Source organism: Dolomitihabitans soli (assembly GCF_022213955.1).
Taxonomy (GTDB): domain Bacteria; phylum Actinomycetota; class Actinomycetes; order Streptosporangiales; family Streptosporangiaceae; genus Streptosporangium_A; species Streptosporangium_A soli.
Genome location: NZ_JAKNTW010000009.1, coordinates 57440 through 73384, shown reverse-complemented (window position 1 = coordinate 73384; position 15945 = coordinate 57440). Strand labels below are relative to the sequence as shown.

The following is a 15945-nucleotide window of genomic DNA, read 5'->3' as shown; positions in this document are numbered from 1 at the left end:
CGAGTCATTGCTTCACCGCTCCCGCGATGCTGTCGACGAACTTCCGCTGCAGCACGATGAAGACGGCGATCACCGGGATCAGCGAGATCACGGCGGCCGCGGCCATCCCCGACCAGTCCGTGCCCCGTTCGCCGATGAAGACGGTCATGCCCACGGCCAGCGTCCGCAGGTCGGGCTCGCTGAGGGTGAACACCAGGGGCAGCAGGTAGACGTTCCAGGCGAAGAGGTACGTGAGGATGACCACCGTGGCGGTGATCGGCCAGGCGAGGGGGAGCATCACGCGGAAGAAGACGGTGAAATGTCCGGCGCCGTCCAGGCGCGCGGACTCCTCCAACTCCTTCGGCAGCCGCCGGAAGTAGCCCGCGTAGAGCAGGGTCGAAGCGATCTGCCCGCCGGCGCCCAGCCCGAGGATCACGCCGGCGTGCGTGTTGAGCAGGCCGAGCTGGTCGGTCAGCTGGGCGATCGGGATGATCGTGTACCCCTCCGGAAGGAAGAAGGTGATCAGGAAGAGGGCGATGAGGGGCTTCTTGCCGATGAAGTCGTATCGGCCGAGCACGTAGCCCGCGAGGGCGCTGCGGACGACGACGAGGAGCACCGTCCCGATGGTGACGATCAAGGTGTTGACGAAGTACGTCGCGAAGCCGACTTCGGTCCAGGCGCGGGTGTAGTTCTCCCAGACCGGTGCTTCGGGCAGCAGGTTGAGCCCTCGGCCGAAGATCTCGGGAGAGGTCTTCAGCGACGCCGAGACCAGCCAGATGAACGGGTAGATCCACATGCCGCCGAGCACCGCCAGCCCGACGACGGTCACCACCTGCCCGGGACTGGGGCGACGGAAACGACGGGCGAGCGGTGGCGTCACGCCGGGGCCTGTCTTCGCGCGGGCCGTCATGCCGAGCCGATCCGGCTCCGGGCCCAGCGGAAGCCCAGCGCCTGGGCGACCGCGAGGGCCATGGTCAGCAACCCGAACAGCACCGCCGCGGCCGACGCGTAGCCGAGCTGGGGGACGGTGGCTTGGAATGCCGTACGGAAGATGTAGATCTCGATCACCTCGGATGAGAAGGACGGGCCGCCGCCGGTGAGGGTCTGCATCAGGTCGAAGACGTTGAGCGCCGCCACGGTGTCGATCAGCGTGATGATCACGAGGAAGGGGACGAGCAGCGGCATCGTCACGCGACGGAACTCCGCCCAGGCGCCCGCGCCGTCGATCATCGCGGCCTCGTGCACTCCCTGCGGGATCGTCTGCAACGCGGCGAGCCAGTAGATCAGGGTGATGCCCAGCCACTTCCACACCCAGACGGCGATCCCGGCGTAGAGCGAGGTGCCCGCGTCGGCCGCGAAGTTCGCGGGTGAGTCGAGCAGCCCCGACGCGACCATGGACAGGCTCACCGGGCCGCCGGCGTCGAGCAGCAGGGTGAAGACGACGCCGACGATCGCACCAGTGGTGACGACGGGGAGGAAGAAGAGCGTCCGGAAGAAGCCCTTGAACGGCGTCTTCTTCCGGTTGAGCAGGATCGCCAGCGCGAGAGCCAGCCCGACCCGCAGGGGGACGGCGACCACGAGGAACACGATCGAGTTCCAGAAGGCGTTCCAGAAGAGGTCGTCCTCCAGCAGCCGCTCGAAGTTCTCGATGCCGATGAACGTCCCGGAGGTCGCGAACCCCGGCCAGTCGAGGAACGCGAACCACCACGAAGCCAGCAGGGGATAGATGGTGTAGGTGCCGTACCCGATGATGGTCGGGAGCAGGAAGACGTAGATCCACCAGTCTTTCCGCAGGCGTTGCGGCCATTCCCACCGACGGCGTCGTGCCGCCACCGTGGCGGGGGGGTTCCGCTCCTGAGTCGTTGTCATCGCGCTCCTGTTCGGCCGACATCGCGGGGCCCCTCAGCGGTCGTCGCCACTTCGGGGCCGCGAACTCAGCGCCCGGCGTAGGCCTGCTGGTCGTAGTCCGCCTTCGGGTCCCAGTTGGCGAAGATCCAGGCGTTGAGGTCGACCTTCGCCCCCTTCTCCTCGCGAACGACCTTGATGGCACGTTCCCGCTCGGCGCTGATCGCGTCGTTGAAGCGTTTGAGCTCGCCGGCTATGTCGGAGGTGGAGCCGGTCAGCACCGACTGGACGATGTCGCCGAGGTTCGGATGGATGTCGCGCATCTCGGCGAGCACCTGCCAGACACCGGGATTCCCCACCTCGGGCGACGGGCTGATCCGGACGTCGTCCTGGAAGTAGTCGACGCAACGCTTGTAGGCCGGGTGCACATCCGCCTCCGCCACGACTTCGGCCAGCGCGGGCGGCTGGTCCATGGCGGCGGCCAGCTTGAGCTGGAACTCCTTGGTCGTCATCCGCAGCATGATCTCGGCGGCGGTCTTGGCCTGCTTCGACTGGCTCGACACCCAGAGCATCCCCGGCTGCGGCGGGTTGTAGACGAAGTTCCGGGTCGTCTCCGGGCAGGGAATGTGCCACACGCCGACTCCGCGCTCCACCGCCTCCGGCTCGTCCACGCGCAGTCCGCCGATGAACCACGCCCCCCATGGATAGATGGCCGCCTGCCCAGCCGCCCAGCGGGCGCGGGCGTCGCGGGCGCCCATCGACGCGGACGCGGGGTGCACGATCTTGTCGGTCTGCAGCGAGACCAGGAACTCGATCGCGTCGATGTACGGCTGGGAGTCGAACACGTACTTCCCGGTGGCCCAGTCGATGGCGCCGGGCGCACCGGCGGTCATGGCGAGCCGGTGCACCAGGAACTGCAGGTACTCCGTGTCCTTGCTCGGCACCACGATTCCGTAGACGTCACCGGCGGTCTTCTGGGTGATACGGCGGGCGACCTCACGGAGCTTGTCCCAAGTGGCTGGACTCTCCTCCGGATCGACCCCGGCCTCTTTGATGAGCGCGGTGTTGAACCACGGCACCGCGTCGTGCCAGCGGGCCGAGAACGGGGGAACGGTGTAGATCTCACCGTCGAACCGGTGGATGCCGTCGTAGAGGAGATCGCTGACCGGGCTCCCCTCGAAGTCCGCGAGTTTCCCGATCGGCTGGAACCATTTCTCGCTCACCAGGGCGGCCGGCGAGATTCCCCCCAGACCCGCGATCGAGTGCACGTCCGGCATCTGGTTGCTCCGCCGGGCGACCTGCAGCGCCTGCCCCAGGTCCGGCGTGTCCATCTGCCGCCGCGTGATGGTGACGCCCGGATGCTCTTTCTTGTACGGAGCGAAGAGGTCGTTCTCCAGCATCTTCGTCAACGGCCGGAACTGGTCCCACCACTGGAGGGCTCCACCCGGCCCGGCGGCGTTCTGGCTCTCCCGGGCCAGTTGCCCGCCTCCGGTGCAGCCGGCGAGTGCCGCTGCCAGGAGACCGGCGCCCGTTCCGCCGACGAACTGCCGTCGGCTGATGCCGTGCCGCCCGACGCTCGCCGCGTCGGGACGGGCTCCAAGGATTCGGCGATGCGGCCCCATGGGGACTCCTCTTCGTCGGCTAGGTCACCGACCCACTCCGTCCGGTCCCAATTCAGGGGGTCACGGTCAAGCGGATCTATGTTTGCGCTAACTTATGACCGTTGCCTATCAGCGTCAAGAGTGCGGTGGTGAGGTCCTTGCGCCAGCCCGGAGGTCGTGGAACAGCCTCGATCCGCGCCCGGCAGGACACGCGAATGCGTGCGGAGACAGACATGGAGGCCCCGTGAACCGATCTACCAACATGCTGTTCGTGATGACGGACCAGCATCGCGTGGACACCCTCGGGTGCTACGGCAACCCGCACGTGTCCACTCCGCACCTGGACGCTCTCGCCGCTTCGGGAACCCGCTTCGACTCCTGCTTCACCCCGTCGGCCATCTGCACTCCCGCGCGGGCCAGCCTGCTCACCGGCGTCCTGCCGTACCGGCACGGGCTGCTCGCGAACTACGAGCGCAACGTGGGGTACTCCGAGGAACTGTCGGATGAGTTCGTCCCCTTCTCCCGGCGGCTGCGTGAGCTCGGCTACAACGTCGGGATCGAGGGCAAGTGGCACGTCGGGCGCCGCCGCGGGCCGGGCGAGTTCGGCTTCGACGGAGCCCACTACCCGGGCTGGCACAATCCGGTCGGACATCCGGACTACCTGGCCTGGCTGGAGCGGAAGAACCTGCCCGCGCCGGTGGTGGACGAGGAGGTGCGCGGGTTCTTCCCCAACGGCGAGCCCGGCAACCTGCTCGCGGGCGTCCTGGACCAGCCGGCTGAGGCCACCTTCGAGTACTACCTGGCCGACAAGGCGATCGACCGCCTCGAAGAGTACGCCCGCGACGTCCACCGGGACGGCCGGCCGTTCTACATGGCCGTCCATTTCTACGGCCCGCACCTGCCGTACCTGCTACCGCGGGACTACCTGGAGATGTACTCGCCGGACCTCGTCGAGCTGCCTCCGTCGTTCGGGGAGACGTTCGAGAACAAGCCGCCCGTCCAGCGGCGGTACTCCGAGCACTGGACGCACGACACGTTGAGCGAGGACACCTGGCGCCGGCTCGTCGCCGCCTACTGGGGCTACGTCACGCTCATCGACGAGCAGGTCGGCCGGCTCAACGACGCCCTGCGGCGCCTCGACCTGCTGGACAGTACGGCGGTGGCGTTCACCGCGGACCACGGCGAGTTCACCGGCGCCCACCGCCTGCACGACAAGGGGCCCGCGATGTACGACGACATCTACCGGATCCCCGGCCTGCTGCGCGTCCCCGACACGGCGGGCGGGACGTCGACACCGGCCTTCGTGAGCCTGGTGGACTTCACCGCGACGATCCTCGACCTCGCCGGGGCGGAACCGGAGCCGGGCGCGGACGGCCGCAGCCTGGTGCCGTTCGCGCGGGGTGCGGAACCCGCCGACTGGCGTGCCGACATCACCGCCGAGTTCCACGGCCACCACTTCCCCTATCCGCAGCGGATGCTGCGCACGTCCCGCTTCAAGCTGGTGGTCAACCCGGAGAGCGTGAACGAGCTCTATGATCTCCAGAGTGACCCGTACGAGCTGACCAACCGGTACGACGACCACATGCTGGCCGACGTCCGAGCCGATCTCATGCAGCGGCTCTACCAGCGGCTCCGGGACTCGGGAGACAACTTCCACCACTGGATGACGTCGATGTACTCTGTCGGCGGCAAAGACTACGACACGTCCCTGAGCGACTTCGAAGGGGCCAGCCACCAGGGCCTGGCCTGATCGGGACGACCGTACGGGCGACACGAGATCCCGCGGGAGATCGTGCGCCTCCGCAGACAGGCGCCGAGAGGAGACAACCCGGCGTGGCTCGACCACCAGGGACGGGGGCGTCCGGCGGGGCGTCCATGGCAGACGTCGCCAAGCTCGCCGGAGTGTCGGGTCAGACCGTGTCCCGGGTGGTGAACGGGAACGACCGCGTGACCGACGCCACCCGCACCAAGGTCGAAGCGGCCATGAAGCAGCTCGGCTACCGCGCCAACATCGCCGCGCGAGCGCTGGCCACGGGCCGGTTCGGCACGATCGGCGTCGTCATGTTCAACCTCAGCGCCGTCGGCAACGTCCGCATCGTCGAAGCGGTCGTGGCCGGCGCCCAGGCGCGCGGCTACTCGGTGAGTCTCGCGGTGGTCGACGCCCCCACCGAGCAGGAGGTGCGCGCCGCCGTGCGCGGCCTCACCGATCGGGCGGTCGACGGCGTGATCGTGATCGAGGCCCGGGTGCTCGACACCGCGCACCTGCGGTTGCCGGAAGAGGTGCCCGTCGTCATCGCCGACAGCAGGGCGGCGCACAAGCACCCCACGTTCGGCATGGACGAGGCCGCCGGCGCCCGCGCCGCCGTGGATCACCTGCTGGAACTGGGGCATGCCACGGTTCACCACGTGGCCGGGCCGGCCGGCTCCAACCCGGCGCAGCGCCGCCGGGCCGCGTGGCAACGGCTGCTGAAGCGGTCGGGGCGAATCATCCCGCCGCCGGTCGTCGGCGACTGGTCGCCGCGGTCGGGGTACGACGCCGCCCACCGCCTGCTGGCCGACGACAGCGTGACCGCCGTCTTCGCGGCCAACGACCAGATGGCCGTCGGCGTCCTGCGGGCGGCGGCCGAGCTGGGACGCCGGGTACCTGACGATCTGAGCGTCGTCGGCTTCGACGACCTCGACCTCGCGCCGTACCTCACCCCGCCGCTGACGACGGTCCGCCAGGATCTCGCCCAGGTGGGCCGACGCTGCCTGGACCACCTGATCGCGCAGATCGAGGCGCCGCCGGGGAGCCCGGCCGCCCCTGTCGCCGGCCGGTTCGTTCATCCCGAACTGGTGATCCGCGCGTCCACGGCCCCGCCCGGCGGCTGACGCGCCCGGCACCAAGGCGTCGGACGGCCATTGACGGGAATATCAAGTTAGCGCAAACATGATAGCCAAGCGCGTCGGCGACGACGTGACCACCTTGGGAGCATCAGGAGCCATCCACATGCTGCGCCAATTGTCGATCATCGCTCTGTCCGCCGTTCTGGCCGCCTCGACCGTCGCTCACCCCGCCGCCGCGAAGGCGGGCAAACCCGTGAACGAGGACGAGCCACGCGGCGCCCTGGGAGCGAACTTCAACCAGAACCTCGACGCGGTGAACTACCGGGAACTGCGGGAGACCGGCACCGAGTGGGTCCGCGGATTCTTCCCGATGCCCGCGACGGACCAGGGCGATCCCGCCGAACACTTCGCGATCCGCACCATCGTCCAGACCGCCGGTCGCGGGTACGACACCATCCTGAGCCTGAAGTTCCCGTACAACCAGGCATCGTTCCCCGAGCCCGGCAGCGCCGCGATGGCCGCCGAACTGGCCCGTCTGGACCGGGTGCTGCCGAACCTGCTGGACAAGGTCGACATCATCACGATCGGCAACGAGCCGTTCATCGAGAGCCTGCCCGCCGAGCGCGACCAGCGCCTCAACGAGTTCTACGAGACCGTCGCCCGGCACGTGATCGACTACCGACGCGAGCACTGCGGCGCGGACTGCCGCACCACGCTCTACATGGGCGCGCTGAACCGGCTCGACCTGCCGGACCGCCGCACGCCGGCGGCGGAGCGCTGGATGACCTTCGTCCGTGAGACGCCGGAGATCGCCGGCGTCGACATCCACCCCCACGTGCCCGCACCGGAGAACGCGCAGGCGTTTCTCGACTACATCCTGCCGAGGATGCGCGACGACCAGACGTTCCTCGTCACCGAGTTCTCCCTCGTGTGGTACTGGAAACAGCACCTGGAAGACCCCATCTCGGCCGAGTTCGCGAAGCGGTACGGCTTCGCCCCGGACACCCGGGTCTGGCAAGTGATCAAGGCTGCCATCGACGAACCCGTCAGCCGGCGGCAGTGGCACGACTTCCTGACGAGCAGCCCGTGGTTCATGCGCCAGTCCGGCTTCCTGCGCGACCAGATGCGGCTGTACCGCGACACCGGCCGGCTGGCGGTCGCCACGTACGGCCTCAAACAGGACGATCTGATGGTTGCGAACTTCGGGCCGAAGAAGGACCCGTGGCTCCTCAACAGCGTGTTCGCCACGTTCACCGTCAAACCTCGCGCCTCGGGCCTGTCCGCCCCGGGCTACTGGCTCGACGACTTCAAGGCGCTCCAGGCGGACTGACGCACGGCTCCAGACGATGCGGTCCGCACCCCTCGCCTGCAGACCGGGCACTCCGACTCGCTGCTCCTGCGGGCCGGCGGCTCGGGCGGGCGGCAGGATGGCGTCCGGGCGTCCATGAGCTGAGGGGTGGTGTCACGCGGGCGGGGCGAAGGGGCATGCGATCGCCGGCGGCCGAGGGAACCGCCGGCCGATCGCACCGGTCAGCGCAACTCGCCCGCGAGGAGACTCATGAGGATCATGTCGTGCCACCTGCCGTCGCGCCGGAACGCCTCGCGCATCCGGCCCTCCTCGACGAATCCCACCTTCGCGTAGACCCGGCGTGCCGCGGCGTTCTCGGCGACCACGGTCAGGGAGATCCGGTGCAGCCGCATCTTCTCGAAGCCGTAGCGGCACGTCAGCCGCATCGCGTCGGTGGCGTATCCCTGACCCCAGACGTCCTTCTCGCCGAGGTAGAGGTCCAGTTCGCTGGCGCCGGTCTCGGGCTCGGCCCCCCTCAGCGCGACGATCCCGATCGCCCTGCCCTCGACCGTCTCGACGACCAGGGTCAGCTTCTCGAAGGAGTCGGGGGCGCGCTCGGTCAGCCGCTTGGTGAGGTGAGCCAGCGACGGCGGGTAGCCATCGCTCATCCACCGCATCACCTCGGGGTCGCTGTGCCAGCGCCACATCGTCTCGGCGTCCGACGGTTCGATGGCGCGCAGCCGTACGCGGTCTCCTGTAAGCACACCCAGGTTCCTAGCAGAAGGCGTGACAAACGTGATAATCGAGCGGTCAGGCGCGCTCGGGTTATCAAAGGGTGCGCCGCCGGAAGTCACGTGGACGAGCACCGGGTGATCGGCAGGGCCCGCGGCTGCCGGTTTCTCCCCCTGCGGAGGGAGGCGGTTCGCGCGGCTGGGGGAGTCGGCCGTGGTGGGCGGATTGCGAGCATCGAGGGGTGAAACGACAAGCAGCGCTGGTCGCGTGTGGTGGAGCCCTGGCGTACACGGTTTCGAAGGTGACGCTGGCGCTCCGGCAGGAGCTCGGTATTCACGGCTTCCCCGCGCCACCGGAGTCCTACGTGCCGTGGCAGTCGGCCGACATCGCCGCCGCGCAGTTCGGCAACGCGGGGGTCGGGCTGGTGGCCGCGCTGCTGGCGTTGCTGCTCGCCCGGTCCGCCGGGTACGGCCGGCTGCGCGTCGTCGTGCTCGCCGTCTCCTGGATCGGGGTCGTCGCGATCGGCGCGGGGGTGGCGGGGTTCGCGTTGCGCGCCTTCGGCGTGGCCCCCTCCCTTGGACCGCCGGCGGCGGACTGGACCACCTACGCGGCGCTCGCCGTCGGGTTCGGGTGGGTCGGCGCGTGGGCGATGGCCACGATCGAGGCGCACCGCACCTGGTCACGTGCCCGCGTGGGCCGCCGGTAGCCGGCCTGGTGGACAGGTAAGCGTCGGCACATGGCCCGAAACGTCTGCGCGGGGTCGGCCGGTGGGCATGTCCGAAGGTATCCGGCGGGGGGCCGACACGTTCGGGTGAGTATGCCGGGGTGCGGCGTTGGCGGGTGGGCCTTGCCACGTCCGTGTGCGACCGGCCCGGTGGAGACGTTGTGTGGCGTCCGTGGGTGTCAGGTGGCCGGCCGGGTCAGTGGTCGGTGTCCGGGGAGTGCTGGTCCGGCTCCGGGTGGCCGGCTCCGACGGTGGTCAGGCCGAAGGTGCCGACCGGGTCGCTGGACGCGGTCGACGGGTTGGCCGAGGCGGTCAGACAGAGCACGTCGGGGCGGAAGACGAGGCGTCCGGTCGCCACGGCGTGCGGGCCGGAGGCGTACAGCTGGCAGTCGATGACCAGCAGCGGGAAGCCCACCGCCACGTCGAGATCGGCGGCGAGCGACTCGGTGGCCGCCTCGGCGGTGATGGTGTGGTCGCTGCGCGTGAGCTGGATGTTCTCCGTCTCGCGCAGCCAGGTGGTGATGCCGTCGGTGAGTGCGTCTATGCGAACCGGCTGTCCTGCGAAGGTGCCGGGCAGCCGGTGTTCCAGTCGGGCCGCGGCGCGTCCTTCGACCTCGTACAGCCTGGTCGCCCGGTAGACGGGGGCGCCGGGGGCCACACCCAGCAGGGCCGCGTCGTCGTCGTCGGCGTTCTCCCTGGTGATGTTGACCGTACGGACGGCGTAGGACGCGTGGGCCTGCGCGAGGAAGTCGGACAGCGACAGGATCAGGTCGACGGGGTAGGCGAGCGAACCGGCGTGCACCGCGCGTGCCGGGGCGGCGGTGATGAGGGTGCCCACCCGCCGCCGGCGGACGATCTCGCCACCCGACTCCAGACGGCTGAGCGCGTCGCGGAGTGTGCTGCGTGAGGTGCCGATCAGCTCGACCAGCCGGCTCTCCGGCGGCAGCCGGGTGACCCCGGCGCGCTGGTATTCGGCGATCAGGGAGCGCAACGCCGCCTCGGTCTCGTCCACACGGCTGCGACGCCGGACGGGAGCCGCCTCGTTGACCATGCTTCCCCCTCGCTGATTGGTCATACCTTAAGGGCGGCTCGGATGCCGTGCAACTGCGGCAGTTGTGCTGGGAAGGGCAGTCCAAGGGTGAAATCTCCCCGTAACGAATGCTTGACAGGGCAATTCATTGGTCATAACTTACCGGCTAATTGATCGGACTTAAGGTGTTCGACCTGGCAGAGCAGGGTGAGGCGGATGGCCGAGGTCGTATTGGGGGTCGACATCGGCACCTCCAGTGCCAAGGCGGTGGTGGCCCGGCCGGACGGGACCGTCCTCCGCACCGCCGTACGACCGCTGGAGCCGGCGTTCCCCCGGCCCGGGTGGGTCGAGCACGATGCCGAGCGTGACTGGTGGCAGCCCTTGGCCTCGTTGTGCCGGGAACTGCTCACCGGGGACGCGGCGCGACCGGCGGCCGTCTGCGTCAGCGGGATCGGGCCCTGCGTGTTGCCGGCCGACGACGCCTACCGGCCGCTGCGCCCGGCGATTCTCTACGGCATCGACACGCGAGCCACCGCGGAGGCCGCGGAGCTGACCGGCCGCCTGGGGGAGTCCGCCCTGGTCGCCAGGAGCGGTTCGATCCTGACCAGCCAGGCCGCCGGTCCGAAGCTGCTGTGGTTGCGGCGGCACGAGCCCGAGGTGTGGGCGCGGACCAGGCGCTTCCTGATGGCCGGCTCGTTCGCGGTCGCCCGCCTGACCGGCGAGTACGTGCTCGACCACCACTCCGCCAGCCAGTGCCAGCCCATGTACGACCTGCACGGCCAGCGCTGGGACGCGGAGTGGAGCGAACTGGTCGCCCCGGGCCTCCCGCTGCCACGCCTGGCCTGGCCGGGAGAGATCGTGGGCGTCACCTCCCCGGAGACGGCCGGCGAAACGGGCATCCCGGCGGGCACCCCGGTCGCCGCGGGCACCGTCGACGCCTGGGCCGAGGCGCTCAGCGCCGGGGTGCAGGAGCCGGGCGACACCATGCTGATGTACGGCACGACCATGTTCCTGGTCCAGGTGCTCGACCGGCCGAAGACCGACCGGCGGCTGTGGGCGACCCGCGGGGTGACGCCGGGCAGCGCCACCCTGGCCGGCGGCATGGCCTCCTCGGGCGCCGTCACCGACTGGCTGCGCCGGATCACCGGCGAGGAGGAGTACGGCACGCTGGTGGCGGAGGCGGCCGAGGTGCCGGCGGGCGCCGACGGCCTGGTCATGCTGCCCTACTTCGCGGGCGAGCGCACACCCCTGTTCGACCCCGGCGCGCGGGGCACGGTGCTCGGCCTCACCCTGCGGCACTCGCGAGCACACCTCTACCGGGCGGCCCTCGAGGCCACGGGCTACGCCGTACGCCATCACCTCGACGTGCTGGCCGAGGCGGGCGCGGAGCCGCGGCGGCTGGTCGCGGTCGGCGGCGGTACCCGGGGCGGGCTGTGGACGCGGATCGTCTCGGACATCACCGGACGGCCGCAGGAGATCCCCGCGCAGACCATCGGCGCGTCCTACGGCGACGCGCTGCTCGCGGCGCGCGCCGTCGGCCTCGCCGGGCCCGACGAAACCTGGGCGCGGCCGGGCCAGGTGGTGTCACCACAGCCGGGCGGCACCCCCTACGACGAGCTCTACCAGATCTACCGCGCTGCCTACCCGGCCACCCGTGACCTGTCGCACCGGCTCGCGGCGCTCCAGCAATCCAGCTCTTGACCAGGAGAGAACATGGCCGAAATCGATCTCGCCCCGGCGCGGAGGGTCGGCGTCCCCGATCCGCCGTCCCGGGACACGGCAAGGCGCGTCCTCGCGCGGCTGCGGAACGGCCTGCTGGGGCTGGCGGGCTTCGCCGTGCTGGTGGTGCTCTGGCAGATCATGGCGGTCAGCCGGATCGTCGGAGACGGACTGCTGCCCCGGCCCGACGAGGTCTTCGGGGTGATCTGGTCCGGGCTGGGCACCGGGTTGGCGAACGATGTGCTGATCAGCAGCCGCCGGGTGGTCGTCTGGGTGTCGATCGGCATCGTCGCCGCGGTGCCGGTGGGCTTCCTGCTCGGCTGGTTCCCGCTGGTCAGGGCGATGCTCAATCCGCTGGTCAATTTCTTCAGGGCGTTGCCGCCGATCGCACTGGTGCCGCTGGTGATCGTCTATTTCGGGATCGGTGAGCCGGCCAGGGGCATCATCTTGATGTACGCGGCCTTCTTCGCCACCGTCGTCATCGTCTTCGAGGGCATCGCCGGTATCGAGGACAAGTACGTGCGGGCGGCGCAGACGCTGGGGGCCGGACGGGCCGAGGTGCTGACGAAGATCGTGCTGCCGTTCTCGGTGCCGCACATCCTGACGGCCGCGCGGGTGTCGCTGGGCATCGGCTGGGCCTCACTGGTCGCCGCCGAGCTGGTCGCCGCCCAGGACGGCCTGGGCGCGGTCATCCAGAACGCCGGCAACTTCCTGGACATCCCGCGGGTCTACGCCGGGATCATTCTGATCGGTTTCTGCGCGCTGGTGATGGACGCCCTGATCCGGCTCCTCTCGGCGCGCCTGGTGCGGTGGCAGGACAGGGGGAGCCGATGACGACGTCGGTCAGTCGTGGCGGCCTGGCGGTCGCCGGCGTCAGCAAGCGGTACGGGTCGATGACCATCCTCGACGAGGTGGACTTCCACGTCGCGGAGGGGGAGTTCGTCGCCGTCGTGGGGCCCAGCGGATCCGGCAAGACCACGCTGCTCAACACCGTGGCCGGGTTCGTGGATCCGGACGAGGGCGAGATCCTCGTCAACGGTGCGGCGGTGACCGGCCCGGGGCCGTCCCGGTGCGTGGTCTTCCAGGAGTACGCGATCTTCCCGTGGCTCACCGTGCGCCGCAACATCGAGTTCGGCATGCGGCTGAAGGCGCGGCGCAGGCCCGCGGCGCAGCGGGACGAGGTGGTGGACCGCTACCTGGAGCTGATGGGGCTGACCGCGTTCGCCGACGCCCTGCCGAAGACGCTGTCCGGCGGGATGCGGCAGCGGGTCGCGCTGGCCCGCGCCTACGCGGTGGACCCCGAGATCCTGCTGATGGACGAGCCGTTCGCGGCGCTGGACGCGCAGACGCGGGAGACCATGCAGGAAACCCTTCTGGAGATCAACCAGAAGGAGAAGCGGACGGTCCTGTTCGTCACCCACCAGGTGGAGGAAGCGATCTTCCTCGCCGAGCGGGTGGTGGTGATGTCCGCACGACCGGCCCGGGTGCGGGAGGTCGTGCCGGTCCCGTGGCAGGGCCGCCGGACCCATGAGCTGAAGACCACCGTGGAGTTCATCGAGCTGCGCCGGGAGATCGAGACGATGCTCCGCGGCTCCGCCTGATCGAGGAGAGGCACCATGCTACGACGAGCTGTCGCGGTGGCGGTGGGGCTCGCGCTCGCACTGACCGCCGCCGGATGCGGGAGCGAGGACTCCGCGGGGTCCTCGCAGAAAGTGCGGATCGGTTACATCGCCGGTCCGGCGCCGGGCATGCACCTGCTGCTCGGCATCGAGAAGGGCTACTTCGCCGAGGCGGGCCTGGATGTCACGGCCGTGCCGTTCCAGACGGGCATCTCCCTGTCCAACGCGCTGACCGGTGGCAGCGTCGACATCGGGGTGATGGGCGCGGTCGTCGCCAACTTCCCCGCCCGTGGCCAGGGCAAGATCTTCCTGCTCAACAACCTTGAGGCGAACATCCAACAGATCTGGGCGGCACCCGGCTCCGGCATCACCTCGATCGCCGGCCTGCGCGGGAAGAAGGTCGCCACCACCACCGGGACCGCCGCGCACCTGCTGCTCCACGTGGCGCTGGCGGAGAACGGCATGTCCACCGAGGACGTCCAGATGGTCAACCTCGACATGCCCGCCGCCGCCAACACCTTCGTCACCGGAGGGGTGCCCGCCGCCGCCCTGTGGGCGCCCTTCGACAGCCAGATCAAGCAGCGCACGCCCGACGCGAAACTGCTCGCCACGGCGAAGGACTTCTACCCGAAGTCGGCGATCGCCGGCGGCTGGGTGGCCAACAACGACTTCCACGCCGAGCACCGGGACGCCCTGGTGAAGGTCGCCAAGGCGTGGGTGAGATCCAACGACGACATCATCGCCGACCCGGCGGGCGCGCTGGCCGCCGGCTGTCCCGGGCTGCGGAAGTTCATGACCGCAGAGGTGTGCGCCCAGATCTACAAGCAGGCCGAGAGCTACCCCACCGACAAGTGGAAGACCTACTACGCGGACGGCACCGCGACGGACTGGATCGGCCGGATGGAGCGGCTCTTCGTCGACATCGGCGCGTTGCCGAAGTACGTCGAGCCGAAGACGTTCTTCGATCCCTCGGTGTTCCGCGAGGCCGCCGGCACATGAGCCACGTCACGACGGGGGACGGCTTGACCACTCCAGGCCGCCGGCCCAACATCCTGCTTCTCATGGCCGACCAGCTCAGTGCGTTCGGCACCGGGCCGTACGGAAACGACGATGTTCTCACCCCGCACCTGAACACCCTCGCCACGCGTGGGACCGTGATGGACAACGCCTACTGCAACGCGCCGCTGTGCGTGCCGTCCAGGGCGGCGATGCTCACCGGCAGGCTGCCGAGCCGGGTGCCCTCCAACGACAACGCCGAGGAGTTCCCCGCCTCGGTGCCCACGTTCGCCCACTCGCTGCGCCGCGGCGGCTACCGCACGATCCTGTCCGGCAAGATGCACTTCGTCGGGCCCGACCAGTTGCACGGGTTCGAGGAGCGGCTGACCACCGACATCTTCCCGCCGGACCTGACCTGGACCCGCCCGTGGGAGGAGCAGGGCGACCCGCCGCGGCTCACCGGGGAGCAGCAGAACGGCGGCCGGGAGTACATCGACATCCTGCGCGCCTCTGGAACGCTCCCGTGGACCTACCAGATGCACTACGACGAGGAGGTCCGGTTCGCCGCGCTGCAACGCCTGCGCGAACTCGCCCTCGACAGCGGGGACCGGGCCGCCGAACCGTGGCTGATGGTCGCCTCGTTCACCCAGCCGCACGACCCCTACGTCGCCCCGCCCGAATACTGGGACCGCTACGAGGGAAGACCCATCGCCCTGCCCGAACCCGTGCCGGACGACGTGCCCGCGCACCCGCTCGACGGCTGGACCAACTCCTTCCACGGCGTACGGCCCGGCCAGATCAGCGACGACCTCACCTACCTGGTACGGCGCGGCTACTACGCCATGACCAGCTACATCGACGACGTGGTGGGCTCCTTCACGGCGGAGCTGGAACGGTTCGGCCTGCTCGACGACACCGTGATCGTCTTCACCAGCGACCACGGCGACCAGCTCGGCGAGCACGGCATGTACTTCAAGCGGACCATGCGCGACTGGTCGGTGCGGGTGCCGTTGATCATGGCGGGACCGGGTGTGCCGGCCGGTCACCGGGTCGAGACCCCGGTGTCGCTGACCGACCTGCACCCGACGTTCGCCGACCTCGCCGACGCCCGGCCGCCGGAGACGGTGACCGGCCACTTCGCCGGTCGCAGCCTCCTCGGGCTGCTGCGCGGCGAGGCCGGAGACCATCCCGACGTGATCATCGAGAACCTGGCCGAGGGCACCATCCGCCCGGTGCGCGCGGTGGTCAGCGGCCGGTACAAGCTGGTGTACGTGCACGGCCTCCCCGACCAGCTCTACGACCTGGTGAAAGACCCCCGGGAACTGGACAATCTCGCCGGCGACCCCCGGCATGCCGAGGTTCTGCGGCGGCTGCGCGAGCGGGTCCTCGACGACTGGGATCCGCTGCTCGCCGAAGAGGAGATCGTGGCGAGCCAGCGGGTGCGCAGATTCCTCGGCGAGGCGATGGCCCATGGGGACGCCGCTTCCTGGGCGTACCAGCCCGTCGCCGACGCGGCCCACCGCTGGATTCGCAGCACCGACGACGACCCGTGGGACCCGCTCTGCGGCTTCTGACCCGTCTCGCTG

At 69.8% G+C, this 15945-nt stretch carries 14 protein-coding genes; 9 read left to right on the top strand and 5 right to left on the bottom strand.

The window, feature by feature from the left end; all coding sequences use genetic code 11:
• Positions 1 to 4 precede the first annotated feature (4 nt).
• The 3 genes from MBA17_RS20250 to MBA17_RS20240 form a co-directional block, all read right to left on the bottom strand.
• Complete coding sequence (locus MBA17_RS20250) at positions 5 to 889, bottom strand: carbohydrate ABC transporter permease (protein ID WP_238498086.1); 885 nt, start codon at positions 887 to 889, stop codon at positions 5 to 7.
• On the bottom strand, positions 886 to 1848 hold the full coding sequence (locus MBA17_RS20245; RefSeq protein WP_238498085.1) for a carbohydrate ABC transporter permease: 963 nt from the start codon (positions 1846 to 1848) through the stop codon (positions 886 to 888). The genes MBA17_RS20250 and MBA17_RS20245 overlap by 4 nt, the downstream gene beginning before the upstream one ends.
• A 65-nt stretch (positions 1849 to 1913) precedes the next feature.
• A complete protein-coding gene (locus MBA17_RS20240) occupies positions 1914 to 3446 on the bottom strand; it encodes an ABC transporter substrate-binding protein (protein WP_238498084.1) in 1533 nt (510 codons plus the stop codon).
• A 223-nt stretch (positions 3447 to 3669) separates the two neighbouring features.
• On the opposite strand from MBA17_RS20240, the gene MBA17_RS20235 reads away from it, so the two are divergent.
• The 3 genes from MBA17_RS20235 (at position 3670) to MBA17_RS20225 (ending at position 7581) form a co-directional block, all read left to right on the top strand.
• Positions 3670 to 5175, top strand: coding sequence for a sulfatase family protein (locus tag MBA17_RS20235; protein ID WP_238498083.1), 1506 nt, complete (start codon positions 3670 to 3672; stop codon positions 5173 to 5175).
• Between the two features lie 125 nt (positions 5176 to 5300).
• Positions 5301 to 6296: a LacI family DNA-binding transcriptional regulator gene (locus MBA17_RS20230; RefSeq protein ID WP_238498082.1), complete on the top strand. Its 996-nt coding sequence runs from the start codon at positions 5301 to 5303 to the stop codon at positions 6294 to 6296.
• A gap of 118 nt (positions 6297 to 6414) precedes the next feature.
• A complete protein-coding gene (locus MBA17_RS20225) occupies positions 6415 to 7581 on the top strand; it encodes a hypothetical protein (RefSeq protein ID WP_238498081.1) in 1167 nt (388 codons plus the stop codon).
• Positions 7582 to 7781: 200 nt separating this feature from the next.
• Here the strand turns inward: MBA17_RS20225 and MBA17_RS20220 are convergent, their stop codons facing one another.
• Positions 7782 to 8303, bottom strand: a complete 522-nt coding sequence (locus tag MBA17_RS20220; RefSeq protein ID WP_238498080.1) for a GNAT family N-acetyltransferase — start codon at positions 8301 to 8303, stop codon at positions 7782 to 7784.
• A gap of 209 nt (positions 8304 to 8512) precedes the next feature.
• Here MBA17_RS20220 and MBA17_RS20215 point away from each other — a divergent pair, with 209 nt between their 5' ends.
• Positions 8513 to 8977, top strand: a complete 465-nt coding sequence (locus MBA17_RS20215; protein ID WP_238498079.1) for a hypothetical protein — start codon at positions 8513 to 8515, stop codon at positions 8975 to 8977.
• 214 nt (positions 8978 to 9191) lie between these two features.
• Here the strand turns inward: MBA17_RS20215 and MBA17_RS20210 are convergent, their stop codons facing one another.
• A complete protein-coding gene (locus tag MBA17_RS20210) occupies positions 9192 to 10070 on the bottom strand; it encodes a GntR family transcriptional regulator (RefSeq protein WP_238498078.1) in 879 nt (292 codons plus the stop codon).
• 171 nt (positions 10071 to 10241) lie between these two features.
• On the opposite strand from MBA17_RS20210, the gene MBA17_RS20205 reads away from it, so the two are divergent.
• The 5 genes from MBA17_RS20205 to betC are packed head-to-tail and all read left to right on the top strand — an operon-like array spanning position 10242 to position 15933.
• A complete protein-coding gene (locus tag MBA17_RS20205) occupies positions 10242 to 11726 on the top strand; it encodes an FGGY-family carbohydrate kinase (protein WP_238498077.1) in 1485 nt (494 codons plus the stop codon).
• A 12-nt stretch (positions 11727 to 11738) separates the two neighbouring features.
• Positions 11739 to 12578, top strand: coding sequence for an ABC transporter permease (locus MBA17_RS20200; RefSeq protein ID WP_238498076.1), 840 nt, complete (start codon positions 11739 to 11741; stop codon positions 12576 to 12578).
• Positions 12575 to 13345 carry an ABC transporter ATP-binding protein gene (locus MBA17_RS20195; protein ID WP_238498075.1) on the top strand — a complete coding sequence of 257 codons (771 nt, stop codon included), beginning with the start codon at positions 12575 to 12577 and terminating at the stop codon, positions 13343 to 13345. Before MBA17_RS20200 ends, MBA17_RS20195 begins: the two co-directional genes overlap by 4 nt.
• Before the next feature lie 15 nt (positions 13346 to 13360).
• Positions 13361 to 14362 carry an ABC transporter substrate-binding protein gene (locus MBA17_RS20190; RefSeq protein ID WP_238498074.1) on the top strand — a complete coding sequence of 334 codons (1002 nt, stop codon included), beginning with the start codon at positions 13361 to 13363 and terminating at the stop codon, positions 14360 to 14362.
• A complete protein-coding gene (gene betC, locus MBA17_RS20185) occupies positions 14359 to 15933 on the top strand; it encodes a choline-sulfatase (RefSeq protein WP_274385710.1) in 1575 nt (524 codons plus the stop codon). Before MBA17_RS20190 ends, betC begins: the two co-directional genes overlap by 4 nt.
• The last annotated feature ends 12 nt before the right edge of the window (positions 15934 to 15945 follow it).